Source organism: Sphingobacterium sp. 1.A.5, assembly GCF_002734235.1.
Taxonomy (GTDB): Bacteria; Bacteroidota; Bacteroidia; order Sphingobacteriales; family Sphingobacteriaceae; genus Sphingobacterium; species Sphingobacterium daejeonense.
Window position 1 is genome coordinate 1 of sequence record NZ_PEBA01000015.1, and the last position, 13038, is coordinate 13038.

10 protein-coding genes are annotated in these 13038 nt (G+C 35.6%); 6 read left to right on the forward strand and 4 right to left on the reverse strand.

Annotation, left to right across the window (positions count from 1 at the left end; all coding sequences use genetic code 11):
* Positions 1-209 (reverse strand): DUF4372 domain-containing protein (locus CRT24_RS09000; protein ID WP_218962599.1); only part of this gene is annotated, 209 nt, incomplete at its 3' end.
* A gap of 258 nt (positions 210-467) precedes the next feature.
* Here CRT24_RS09000 and CRT24_RS20850 point away from each other — a divergent pair.
* The 3 genes from CRT24_RS20850 (at position 468) to CRT24_RS09010 (ending at position 2942) form a co-directional block, all read left to right on the forward strand.
* Complete coding sequence (locus tag CRT24_RS20850; protein ID WP_180269100.1) at positions 468-635, forward strand: hypothetical protein; 168 nt, start codon at positions 468-470, stop codon at positions 633-635.
* Positions 636-654: 19 nt separating this feature from the next.
* Positions 655-2286 (forward strand): fimbrillin family protein, encoded by a 1632-nt coding sequence (locus CRT24_RS09005; protein ID WP_180269101.1) that lies wholly within the window; start codon positions 655-657, stop codon positions 2284-2286.
* Between the two features lie 275 nt (positions 2287-2561).
* Positions 2562-2942, forward strand: coding sequence for a GxxExxY protein (locus tag CRT24_RS09010; RefSeq protein WP_099370917.1), 381 nt, complete (start codon positions 2562-2564; stop codon positions 2940-2942).
* 80 nt (positions 2943-3022) lie between these two features.
* On the opposite strand, the gene CRT24_RS09015 is transcribed toward CRT24_RS09010, so the two are convergent.
* From CRT24_RS09015 to CRT24_RS09025, 3 genes are all read right to left on the reverse strand, one after another.
* Positions 3023-4297: a DEAD/DEAH box helicase gene (locus CRT24_RS09015; RefSeq protein WP_099370918.1), complete on the reverse strand. Its 1275-nt coding sequence runs from the start codon at positions 4295-4297 to the stop codon at positions 3023-3025.
* Positions 4298-4441: 144 nt separating this feature from the next.
* Positions 4442-5107 (reverse strand): hypothetical protein, encoded by a 666-nt coding sequence (locus tag CRT24_RS09020; RefSeq protein WP_099370919.1) that lies wholly within the window; start codon positions 5105-5107, stop codon positions 4442-4444.
* A 64-nt stretch (positions 5108-5171) separates the two neighbouring features.
* Entirely contained in the window at positions 5172-9332 is a 4161-nt protein-coding gene (locus CRT24_RS09025; protein WP_099370920.1) for a DUF4157 domain-containing protein, read from the reverse strand.
* A gap of 416 nt (positions 9333-9748) precedes the next feature.
* Here CRT24_RS09025 and CRT24_RS09030 point away from each other — a divergent pair, with 416 nt between their 5' ends.
* The 3 genes from CRT24_RS09030 (at position 9749) to CRT24_RS09040 (ending at position 13036) form a co-directional block, all read left to right on the forward strand.
* Positions 9749-10267, forward strand: coding sequence for an RNA polymerase sigma factor (locus CRT24_RS09030; protein ID WP_099370921.1), 519 nt, complete (start codon positions 9749-9751; stop codon positions 10265-10267).
* Positions 10268-10458: 191 nt separating this feature from the next.
* Entirely contained in the window at positions 10459-11346 is an 888-nt protein-coding gene (locus CRT24_RS09035) for a helix-turn-helix transcriptional regulator (RefSeq protein WP_099370922.1), read from the forward strand.
* A gap of 142 nt (positions 11347-11488) precedes the next feature.
* A complete protein-coding gene (locus CRT24_RS09040) occupies positions 11489-13036 on the forward strand; it encodes a long-chain fatty acid--CoA ligase (protein WP_099370923.1) in 1548 nt (515 codons plus the stop codon).
* The last annotated feature ends 2 nt before the right edge of the window (positions 13037-13038 follow it).

The window sequence follows — 13038 nt, forward strand, 5'->3', positions numbered from 1 at the left end:
TTCATGTTGCCAGTAGTGCTGCGGAGTCCATTAGAAATGTCACGAACCGAATCTGCCGAAGAGAGATGGCAGAATAGCATGCTCACAAAATGCGTCCAACTGTTGATGCCCTTGTGATGTTTGTCAGATTGATGTTCGTGAACCAATTTTTTGAAAATGTTCCGATCTACGAGTCCCAAAATCTGAGAGAATACGTTTATATTTACCATGGCGATGGATCAATTTTGGCGAAATAAATATAGCATTCCCTGCTATATAAATCCACCGCCATTTTTTCCCTCGTTTAGGACGCTACTGATCCAGTAACGGTGTAGAAACTAATCTACAAATCCAATCAAACAAATTTGGTTACCGAAAACAACTAATAGGAAAATCAATTAACTAAATAATTTTGTGAAGTCAATTCTAAGAGTTAAAAATTTCTATGCTCCAATGAATTATCATTTACATAATATCAATATCATACAATGAAAAAACATTACCATAAACCCATAATTAACATTGAGAATATCATTCTTGAGGAAGGTATTGCCAGTGGGTCAGCTTTTATCAGACCAGGCAATGAAAATGATGAAGTATTTGAGGAATGGCATCAGGACGATAATCAAACTAAAGAGTTTGATTGGAATTTTTAACAAAAAATTAGCGAATAAAATGTTTAAAGATAACACGAAAATTAAGGGAATTAAATTATTGGCATTTATAGCATTGGTCGTATTGATCATCCTTGCCTCTTGTCAAAAATCCAAGGATGAATCCATAGGAAATTCTGAGGCAAAACTGAAGGTTAACCTTTCCGTTGGTGAACCAGAGGAAGAAAAAATAGTTGTTGCTGGCAGGCAGACAACAAGGAGATCGACTGGCACTGTTCAGCGATCAAATATTAACTTAGGCGGTGGGATGTCTCTCGAAGTGACAGTTTCTGAATCTGAACAACCTAGAATGATGGAAGGTATTACCAAAAATTCTAGCTCAGCAACTGCATTGAAAGCTTCTGGTAGCAGCGTGCTCAAGGTTCTTGAAAAAGACACTAAATATAGAGTCGTGGTATACAACGAATCGGGCAGATATTTAGAAACCCATGACTACGTGTACGGAAATGAGATATCTGCTCCTGCCTTTCCTTTATCAGCTGGCGAAACCTATACTTTTATTGTTTACTCCATAAATAGCAAGACCGAAATTCCGGACATCGAAAGTCAAGAAGATCTTGAAACGGCAAAACTTAAAGATATTTCAAGTGATTTAATGTTCTTCAAAAAGACTTTAGAGGTTAACCCAGGTGACAATAATCTAAATGCAATCCTTCATCATCAATTTAGCCAAATTACTACTACGTTAGAGATGGACGAAAATATGACAGGTTCTATTGAATCTTTGAATGGAACAGCCTTTGGACCAACCAAAAATTCGGCAACTTTAAGGTTTATTGATGGAAGCTTAGAATTTCCGAATGGTGAAGCAAATGCTAGTGTTTCCTTTCCGAACGTTCAGCCCGGAATAAGGACCATAACCAGCGATCCCTCCTTCCTAATCAGCCCAACGACTACTACTGCAAATTTTAAAATTGCTTCCATGGTCATTGATTCGGAAACAAAAACAGATATCTCAATTCCCGACATCAAAATTACTCCAGGACATCGGTACAATTTAATAATCAAGATTAAATCCTGTCTTCAAGATGTGACCTCGGCGGATCTAAACTGGGATTATGATGGTACTAGCTGGAGAGTAGGTCGAACAACTTATTATGGAATATATAAGGATGATGAGAGACGCTATTACCAAAATGGTGAACTAATTTACAACGAATTTACAGCACCTGAAGCAAACTATGGGTTCCAGTTTGATATTATTCAATTTGACAATGCCTTTAATATGAAGGTCAATGGAAAACACATTTTCAGTAATTCAGATAGAGATCAAATTCAATTTGAAACAGTTGGCGGACCAGGGGGAACTACAAATATCGAATTTGAAGACGGCACTCAATACGGTGAAAATATGGATATGATCTACGACCTGAGAGGAACTTTAGAAAGACCTATCCTGCGAATTATGATAAGCAGAAATGGAGAGGTAAAAATGTTTGGTAGCAAAGTAAATAATGGACCACTATTTCCTCTCAAATTAAAAGATGGAAAGACATTCAACAATGTCATTTGGAATAAAACAGGAAGTAATTCAGTAGTTGTTTCACAGCAGGTGTCAGGACCTACAGTAATTATTGGAAAAGGAAGAGGTAGAAAGACTATACCATGTAGAGGAGCAGGAGCAGGATTATAGAATTAGAGAATTTACAGAATTTTTGCATGGACGATATAAATTGAAAACAAATATTAAAATAAGGAAAGAAAAATTTATAAAAACAACTTAATATTCTGAAAATACATACAGCCTATTGCAGAGGGGTTATATAAAAACGATTTTAATTAATCATTTAACAGATAATTAAAATGGGATTTATATAATCCTTTTATTTTTATGAAAGAAGACGATCGGAAAAGTAGTTCTAGGCTCTGGATTTAAGAATCAATTGTAATAAACTTTTAAAATAAGGCATGTTCAAAAATGAATTAACTTACACCTGCATTGGATGTGCGATGAAGGTTCATAATACTTTGGGTAATGGGTTTCAGGAAAAAATATATCAGCGATGTTTTGCGATCGAATTGCATAGATCTGGTTTACAGTTTCAGCCTGAAAAGAATCAATCGATATATTATGAAAACATTAAAGTCGGTGTAAGAAGAGCTGATTTCGTTGTAGAAAATCAAATAATTATTGAATTGAAGGCTGTAATAAAATTAGATGATGCAAACCTTGCCCAAGCAAAAAATTATGTAAAAATGTATGATTTCCCTTTAGGATTATTAATAAATTTTGGAGGAGTCAGCCTGGAATATAAACTAATCTTCAACCCAAAATATAACAAAACCTAATACCCCAACATTAATCCAGTTAATCCTTAAATTCTGTCAATCCTTAAATTCAGTTAATTCTGTTAATTCTGCTAATTCTGTTATTTTTTCTTATTCTTTCTTGTCATCCTTGCCTTTTCTCCGCTTCCGTAATTATAAGTTTTGCTGTTGCTTTCTTTCTTTTTATGGAATGCACCGCCACGACTTTCATCGATTACCTCTTTTTCTTTGGGTGCATCTGACGGCTTATAGATTACCAATTCTTCTGGCAATGGCATTACAGGAATCTTTTTGCCTAGAGACTGTTCAATTTTCCTGACTTTTGGCAGTTCGATGTCAGTTGCAAATGTTATCGCAATTGCTTCTTCCTCTGGAGTTTTGAGGACATGCTGAATAAATTCATCTCTATTTTCTGGGATTTCAAAATGGAAGATAAATGGAATTCCATTGAGGTCGATATTTTCCAGGCCTTCATTGGCAACTATTAAAACTCTTGCCTTAGGGTTAGATTTAAATAGGTTGATATCGTCAAACCCAGGGTCATCGAAGAATAGCGGATTAAGTATTGCGGCTTCACCTTTTTTGACGTGCAATCTATGAAGCAAGTTTTGTGCTGTTTGTTTTGTATTGACAAAGACAACGACCTTGTCAAAGACATCGTCATCTTGCATTAGGTTGTTGAGTAAATTGATTTTAGTGGTAAAGTTTGGAACTTGATAGAGCATTAAATCATGCGTTTCAGTTTCCACATCACCTAAGTCATCTACTTCGATCAATGTTGCGAAAGGCATAAAAGGATCGATCATCAAATGTAGTTTTTCATGCTCTACGGTACTGAAAGCCAAATACTGAACATTTCCGCAAGACTGAGCCAATTCGCGAACATTGGTCTGCATACCTTGTTTTACGATTTCTTCGGCATCATCGATGATAAAAGTCTGGATACGGTTTAAATTTAGGCCAAGTTTAAGGTATACAGCTCTGGCGCGAGGAGGTGTAGCAACAACGATATCTACTCCACGCACCAGGTCTTCGATCTCCTCTTCCATCCCACCACTGGTTTTCAGTCCCATGATATGCAGGTTCTTATTTTTGCTGATGGTATAGAAACGTTCAACGATTTCATTGATTCGTTCTTCGTTTGGGGCTAATATCAATACCTTTGGCGCTTCATCATCCGTATATTTCAGGCGCATTAAAACTCCAAGAACATAGGTTGTGGTCTTTCCGGCACCATCGGGAGCAATTCCGATTACGCTATGTCCACCCACAATACGGGAAAGGGTCCGCAATTGAAATTCCTTTGCCGTAAAATAACCCAACTCACTCATATTTGAATGAAGACGCTTGCTTAGTTTTAATTTATCTAATGACACCTTTGAAAAATATTTGATGAAAGGACAAAGGTATAGAAAACTATCCTAAAAACTTTAGAATCCTTTATCTTGACAATCTATTCACATATTTTATTTCAAATAGAGACTTAATGACTTATTAATTTAGAAGATAAGGCAGGGAAATCAAAGTTTACCATTTTTCCTAAAGCGTTCAAATTCTTTTTTATCCTTGATGAGTAATGGTAAAAAATCGGCCATCCTAGCTTGGAAGATTTCATTTTCATTGATAGGAACTTTGACCAAAAGATATTGGGATTGGTCTAGACCTTTGGTTTGAGTGAGTAAATCGCAATATTCTTCGATATTCAATTTTATAGGGTGATAGCCTTCACTGGTACTATAGATTATTAAATCTTTTTCGACTTTATTATCATCGATATTAAAACATACACATCCATTTTCTTCCATATCATAGAAGTCAAAAGGTCTTAAGTTTTTCATTTTTTCTTGATCCTCTAAATCCTTAAACCATAGCACATCTTGCCAACCTAGATTATCAAATCCATAGAATGAATCATGAAGAGTAAGAATATAGATCTTACCATTGACTTGATACCTTTTTCCCTTGATTTCAAGTTCATGTTTGAAGCTCCAGCTGATACTTACAAATCCGACTTCAGTATAGAAAGCTTTAATATCCTCTGATAGCTGAATTTGAAAATCAGATTCAATTTGCTTGAATTCATCGATTGGAGAAGGATAGCCTATTTCTGCTTCCTTTATACTAATTTCTGAATAGCCTTCTAAATCAGAAATAATCCTTTCAAACAGTTCTCTATATTTTTTCATTTTGAACTAAATATTTCTAACCTTATTTTGAGCAATGGCATCTTGGAACCATACTTAAATACTTTTACAAATCTCCTATTTCCTTAATGATGAACCATTTTTTATATAAATCCATCGGTTTGCTAACTTGCATTTTCCCTTCTTTATCTTTGTAAACTACAGGTTGGTTATAAACCATAGTTCCCCATTTCTGGTTTAGATCGCGATATAATGGCCATAAATTTGAAACTTTATCTTTTCCTTCGAAACCTAAATCCTTTACATGGTCGACATCGTATTTATTCAGATCCAAGTAATAATTATCGACTAATAAAGACCTAAACCGATCTTTTTCACTGGTACCGTCTTTTTTATTACGGATTAATTTTGTTCCTATATCTGGAAAATTCTCAGCATCTACACCGATCATAATAAATTTGCTTCCCTCCCCTGTTTCTTTATTCTTGTCTTTATAAGAAGTTTTTTTGGTTGGAGGAATTTCTACCCTGGTTTTTTGATAAATGGAAGCTGATTCAATTGGATCAGGTGGATTCATTCCCTTCATTTTCCACAAAGAATCCTTTGGGATAAGATCATTCACAGTTTGCATGTGCCCACGTTTAGTCCAACGGATAGGAATTGGATTTTCATAGGATCCGTCTGGCAGATCTTTTTCGGATATCAGTTCAGCGACATACGCAGAAAGCTGCCCCATCAATTCTTTTAGTCTATCTTTTCTATCTTGATAAATTTTCTTTTTTTCTTCGGAAGACAATGATTTCTGCGGTGGAAATGCATTTGTGATCTTTTTGATCTCTTCCATTAATATGAGCGATTCTTTCTTTGCATTCTCTTTATTTTTATCATCTGTTACCTGAACATTTTTAATGAAAGAGACAAATGGTTTTGGGTTATTACTTGCTACCATCAACTCTGCATTCTGTTCCTCACCTTTAAAATAAAGCTCATGATTTTCCCCACCTTTATCTTTAAAATCAACTTTAGTTTTCCACCAACCTAAAAATGCATCTACTGCTTTCTTCCCTGTCTCAACCAACCAATCCCCTGCGGCCAACAACCTATCCACCAACCAATCGATTTTCTCATCTATCCATTTCTCTGCCTCCTTCGCCATTTCACGGATCTTTTTACCAATTTTTCCCATGCTCACCTGATTTGCTAGAAATTCCAGGAACAAAGGAATTGCTCGCTGCAGTCCAATTTCAAACATCTGTGCAGACTTCGTAAAAGCACCTGCCATTACATCAGCAACATTGTCTAGGACATTTTCAACCAACTGTAAAATTTCTCTAGCTTTCTCAATGGCAGTTTCTACGGCATTGTAGAATGCAACAATGGAATTAACGACCGCCATCACACCTGTTGGATCAAGCATAGAAATCAGTTTAGCTGAAACTTTGGCGATGATATTGCTGACGATCCAATCGATTACCGAGTCCGTTAATACTTGTAACAATTCAGCTCCTTTAGCCTTTATCATATCAATGGTTTCGTCCAAGCTATTTTCATGTAAAGCTTTGACCCATGACCAGGCCATGGCTGCCCCTCTAGAAATATAACCAAGCCAGCGACGTACTTTTGCAGCAAGTTCAGCACCTCTTTTCTTTTCAATGCTTTTATAGACTTTATCCATGCCCACACTGAAGAGACTGCCCAACATTTTGAAAATTTCGGAGAATGAAAATGCTCTTGGAATATAAATTGGAGAACCTTTTACAGCATCGAATAGCCAGGCTGTAAATCCTTCCTTTAAATGGAACCATTTGCGTTCAAAGAATCCTATCAATCCAAGTTTAGCCGTAGTAAGCATATTCACGAAGAAAACCTTAGGCTGTTCAATTATGGTATCAAATACATCGAAGGTCTTATTAAACACCTTAACAGCAAGCTCTTTAGGAAATTTGAGAGCTTCTAATAATAGATTGAAAACTTCCCACAATGCTCCCATCAGGTCACCATGTACAAAAACCATCTCAATTAGCTTGATTGCTTTTTTCTGCATTTTTGCCCATGCGCCTTCCACATCTTTGACTTCTCGCAAGATTGGAATATGCTTGAAAACATATTTTACCATAAAGGCAATGATTCGATCCCTAATGCATTTAGGAATTTTATGAAACAAGGTATCCAAAACCAAAAACGGTAATTTATAGTAATCAGCGAGAGCCAAGCCAACTTTGCGAAGGATAACAGTTATTGGATGAAGGATTTGCTTGATTCGATTGAATGCAGCGTCCATCATTGTCACCAATAAGGACAATTGCACTTCTGCCCAAACAGTCAATATGGTAAACTTTTCCGTTAGCCAATTTACAATGGAATTTAAGGCTGATAAAGCAATTTCACCCATATCTTGAGAAATGCTTTGAAGAGCGATTAAACAACCACGGAGGGATGCAAGTATCATATTAGCCTTAGCTTTCAGAATATTGACTAAGGATTTCATCTGATTATTTAGAGCAGGAATCAGCACTCCATTTACATAACCCCTTTCTCTGATGATGGCTTGTCGGTCATTAAGATAATGTCTAACCTTGCTCGCCAAAAATAATATACCTGTTAAAGCTGCTCCCGCGATAATAAATGGTCCTGCAGGTGATAATAGCAAGATTATACCTGCCAATACCATTAATTGAGTTTTATAAGGTTCAAGTTTTTGCTTTATTAATTCCCATAAGGCCAAAACTTTTCGCTTCACTTGTTCCCAAAGGCTATCTTGATCATCACCTTCAAAGCCAATGGCACGCGCAAACCAATGCCAGATATCTGCATATACAGAGATAATTGTTTTGATATGGTTCCAGATTTTATCCGCCACCGATTTGATACTATCCCAAATATTTCCAAATACTCTACTGATAAAATCCCAAAGTGGCTTTCCGAAATCATTCCAGACCATATCAATAAACGCCTTGATAGGACGCAAGAATTCCTTAATTTTCTCCAAGACTGGGCCCGCTATGCCTTCTAGTATATTGGTTATAAATTGGGTAGCTTCAGAAAACGGGGTACAATCTCCCTGTTTTAATCTTTCAACAGCAGAGACAAGCCAAACCTTAAATTGATCAAAGTTAGCACGCAGTATGTTTAAAACTGATGCACCGAGTCTTATAGGTGCGGACAAGGAATTAACGGTATTGGATATAAAGCTTGAGATTTTATCTTTGGCCCAATTTATAAAACCTTTATATCTAAAAATATCATGGATTTCAGGAGATGCTTCCCTAACGATTGCCCATAATCCATCTTTGGCAGCTTCCAGCAAGAAACCATCTTCTTCTTCCTCTACTTTCCGAGAAATTACAAGTTCAGCAATTGCTACGGGTGTAGATAAGGTATTAACATGGCTACCCTTGAGCTGAACCTGTTTTTCCTTTATACCTCGTTGCTGTATGACATGAGTTAATTCATGTGCCAATAAATGAATGCCAGTAGAACTATTAGGATCATATTTACCAGTATTAAAAAAAATATCATTTCCGTGAGCAAATGCTTGAGCATTTAACTTTGAGCACATTTGAATAGCGAGATTGTTGTCATGTATCCTAACACTAGAAAAATCCGCCCCAAATGAACTTTCCATTTGTTTGAGGATAGGTCCTGACATCGGTCTTCCTGTACCTTTCGATGCGGAAAGCCCTCTTTCAATATCATCAGTGTTTTTTGTTAGTTCCTTTTCACAATCCGTACATTTCCGCTGAAGTGGTTCTTCAGATAATTTCTTATTTGAAGATTCATCAGCTTTTAGTCTTAATTTTTCTTTTTCAAATTTTGCCTCAGTATATCGCACTTCTGCCTTCAATTGAACTTTAGAGTCTTCATTGATTACTTCAGCTTTTTTTTGAACATTTAGTTCATTATTAGAGGTCGTAATCTTTTCTTCTTTCTTCTGAACTTTTTTCTCAGATTCACAGGATTCACATTTACGTTGAACGTAGGCTGAAATTTTATGATCTATAGGTATCTTTTGATTTCCGAAAGTAGATTTTTGATTAGATAATTTCTGCAAAACCTTATCAGCAGTGTTATCTGCCTCCTTTTCAAAACTATCATTGACTTGTGCTACTCTGAGCTTCGTTTGAATAGTGGATTCTATATTTTCTTTTTTGAAAAAAGGCTGTCTTTGTACTGATCCATTGAAAAAAGAAGGTTCGGCTCCCTTGTTAAAAAAAGAAGTTTGTGCCTTTGCAGGTGTTGCTATGGGTTTCGTTTCAGCAACTTTCATTTCATGGTTAGTAAAAAAGACATATTAAATTTCAACTTGATTGGTTGAAAATGCAATAGCTAGGATTAGCCATTTTTTGGTCTGAAAAAGGATTTAATATTCAAAAAGGATTAATTTTTTGGATTGATTATTAATTGGAACAGAAAGGAAATATTCGAAATAAACACCTGTTCCAAATGTTAAGGAAATGTTAAAATTTACTCATAATACGGTTTATACTTGTCTTGATTTCAGGACAATTTTATTAAAATTCAATAATTGATATTAAATGTTACAACATATAAAATTTCACAACACACTTATTTACAGCATTTTGCAATTTATTCAAAATAATAAAATGCAATTTATGATAAGTGAATCGGTTTTTGAATAACAATAAATACAATTCACACATTTAACTTAAAAAACACTAACAAATGGGAAAATATAATTTTAATAAGGACGTGATGGGGCAGTCTCATTTATTATTGGACTATGCCAAGAAATTCACCAACAATCACAATGATGCTGAAGACCTTTTACAGGATACTTTGATCAAAGTTTTTCGGTATTTCGAGAATTTTAAGGAAGGTACGAATTTAACTGGTTGGATGTATACGATCATGCGAAACACATTTATCAATGATTACCGCAGAAAATCTATTAGTACCAAGTTAATTAGCCAGAAAGAGGAACTTTCACCAGCAGATTTAAGTCGCTCTTCTGTAAAAAACCAAGCTGAATCATCATTTATGAATGCTGATATTCAAAGAGCTTTAAAGACTTTACCTGAGGCTTATTATACACCTTTTGTGATGCATTTCGAAGGATATAAGTATTACGAAATTGCAGAACACCTTCAGATTCCAGACGGAACTGTCAAAACAAGGATTCACGTAGCACGTAAAATGTTGCAAAAATCCTTACACGAATACAAAGTATCAAGAAGCGCTTAAGAATTAAAAATCAATATATTTTTTGAAGAAGCTTATTATAAGCTTCTTTTTTCTTTTCCTGTCCTAAACTCAACTAACAATTCCTCCATTGACAATAAATAAATCTTTACGAAACTTGTTTAATTAACCAACAAGCTTTATATTAGATGTTAATGATTCCTTGAATCAGCTATTGACCAATTTATGCAACAATGGAATTAAATATCCCATATATAAACCCGCATGCATATCTAAATTCTTTGACCAAGAATTACCATTTCTATGATCATTCAGCTTGGAATTCTGTTCAAATTGTTACTCCTCAAGAAATAGCCTCCGGAGGATTGCTCCTATTTATCCGAAATGATTTTCACTTTATACGAGGTAAATGGAATTTCAACGAGAACACTCACTTTATTTCCAATGATCCTGTTGGTGAAAAAGGATTGGTTGATTTTAGAATTGATAAAGCCGGGCAATTAAGTTCTGCAAGAATTCAAGGCGAGAAAAAATTTGAATGGGACATAACTGAAGTCGATGGCTTTCGGTTCTTTATTCCTGAAAAGTATCTTACTATTAGCAATAAGAAAATATCAGATTGCTTTAAACTTTTCTGTGACCATCCAAATATTCGATACATTCAAAAGCAAATCATAGAAATATCTCCAATGGACATCGAAAAAGCTATGTTACTGGAAAGCAAAATGCTGGAATTTCTGCACTATTGGTTAGAGTTCCAAAAGACATTCAGTATAGATCATAATTTTGAAGGCGTATCCGATAAAACAAAAACCATAATTCAGAATGCCAAGCAGATTATTCATGAAAATATTCAAGAATCAATTTCTGTAAAAGAGATCAGCAGGAAAATAGGACTCAATGAATTCGACCTCAAAAGAAATTTTAAAAAAATCTACGGGCTGCCGATCCACCAATATTTGATCAAGTTGAAACTTGAACAAGCACGCCAAATGGTACTAAATGGAGATCTTCCAATTGGAGATATTTGCAATATGTATGGATATAGCAATAGAGGACATTTTGCAAATTTATATCAGCGATATTTTGGAGTTACTCCGTTACAAGATCGACTGAGATAGTTTCTTTTACCGATTCAAAATAAAAATTCCTGTTTGGTATCAAAAAACTCCTTTTTCGATATACTCTTGATTACTATGCTAACATAACTTTACTGAAATCTAATGCCATTTGCACCACGCTTGGCCCAACCAGTATAAAATTATGTTCAATCTCGCCGTAATATTAGAAGATTCTGCTAGACGATTTCCAAATGAAATTGCCATCAGCTTTATGCAAAATGACCTGACCTTTCAAGATTTAAATCGGAAAGTCAATAGATTAGCCAACGCATTTAAGGTTTTTGGACTTCAAAAGGGAGATAAAATAGCGATGTCTATTCCTAATACTCCTCACTTTCCTCTTGTATATTTTGCAGCATTAAAGGCTGGAATGGTCGTCGTTCCGCTAAATATCTTGCTTAAGTCAGAAGAAATTGCGTATCACTTAGAAAACAGTGATGCAAAAGTATATTTCTGCAGCAAAGGATCTGATGTTTTACCCATTGGAACTTATGGATGGGATGCCTTTAGAAATACGCCAAGCTGCAAATATTTTGTACAGTTGGAAAAGGAAGACTATTTGAATGGAAATGTTAAAATATTTTTTGAGGAACTTATCACCAATCAATCCGATTTTTTTGAAACCATAATCACAGAGCCTAATGATACTGCCATAATTATTTACACCTCAGGTACCACCGGCCACCCAAAAGGTGCAGAACTCAGCCATATGAATCTATTCTGTAATGCCAATTTAGTAGCAGATCTATTTCAGACCAAAAGAGGTGACAAGCAATTAGTAGTCCTCCCTCTCTTCCATATTTTTGGGATGACCACGATGATGAATGCAGGATTTTTCAGAGGAGTGCATCAAGTATTTGTTCCAAAATTCGACCCAGCCGTTATTATGGAAAATTTTCATAGATATAAGGTCAACATCTTTGCCGGTGTACCAACCATGTATTGGTCACTTTTGAATTATAAACATGAGAACATTCCGGACGATCAAATCAAAACACATTTGAGAACATGTGTTTCTGGGGGAGCTTCGTTGCCAGTACAGGTCTTGGAAGATTTTGAGAAACGATTTGAAGTTTCTGTTTTAGAAGGATATGGCATGAGCGAAGGTTCTCCCGTTGTGACCTTTAATGATTATAATATTGGCACAAAACCTGGATCCATTGGTGTGCCTGTTTGGGGAGTTGAAGTTAAAATCGTCGATACTGATGGAAACGAATTATCCAATGATCAACCAGGAGAATTAGCCTATAAAGGCCATAATGTGATGAAAGGATATTATAAAAATCCAGAAGCAACGGCAGAAGTTCTTAAAGATGGCTGGATGCATTCTGGCGATGTTGCATATAGGGACAAGGATGGCTTTTATTTCATTGTGGACCGAACTAAAGATATGATTATTCGGGGCGGCATGAATGTCTATTCGAGAGAAATCGAGGAAGTACTGATGAAGAATCCTGCGATCTCATTAGCAGCGGTGATTGGGATAGCCGACGAAAAATTAGGTGAAGAAATCAAAGCATTCGTCGTACTGAAAGAGGCAGTAAATGTTGAGCCCGATATCTTGATTTCTTGGGCTAAAGAAAATTTGGCCGTCTATAAATATCCAAGGATCATTGAAATTGTAAAAGAACTGCCCCTCTCCGCTACCGGAAAAGTTTTGAAAAAGGAATTAAGAAAAAATAAACTATAAAC

What these genes read in the sequence shown, in the direction of transcription:
- CRT24_RS20850 (WP_180269100.1), top strand. Translation starts at nt 468, where the DNA reads ATGAAAAAACATTACCATAAACCCATAATTAACATTGAGAATATCATT.
- CRT24_RS09005 (WP_180269101.1), top strand. Translation starts at nt 655, where the DNA reads ATGTTTAAAGATAACACGAAAATTAAGGGAATTAAATTATTGGCATTT.
- CRT24_RS09010 (WP_099370917.1), top strand. Translation starts at nt 2,562, where the DNA reads ATGTTCAAAAATGAATTAACTTACACCTGCATTGGATGTGCGATGAAG.
- CRT24_RS09020 (WP_099370919.1), bottom strand. Translation starts at nt 5,107, where the DNA reads ATGAAAAAATATAGAGAACTGTTTGAAAGGATTATTTCTGATTTAGAA.
- CRT24_RS09025 (WP_099370920.1), bottom strand. Translation starts at nt 9,332, where the DNA reads ATGAAAGTTGCTGAAACGAAACCCATAGCAACACCTGCAAAGGCACAA.
- CRT24_RS09030 (WP_099370921.1), top strand. Translation starts at nt 9,749, where the DNA reads ATGGGAAAATATAATTTTAATAAGGACGTGATGGGGCAGTCTCATTTA.
- CRT24_RS09035 (WP_099370922.1), top strand. Translation starts at nt 10,459, where the DNA reads ATGGAATTAAATATCCCATATATAAACCCGCATGCATATCTAAATTCT.
- CRT24_RS09040 (WP_099370923.1), top strand. Translation starts at nt 11,489, where the DNA reads ATGTTCAATCTCGCCGTAATATTAGAAGATTCTGCTAGACGATTTCCA.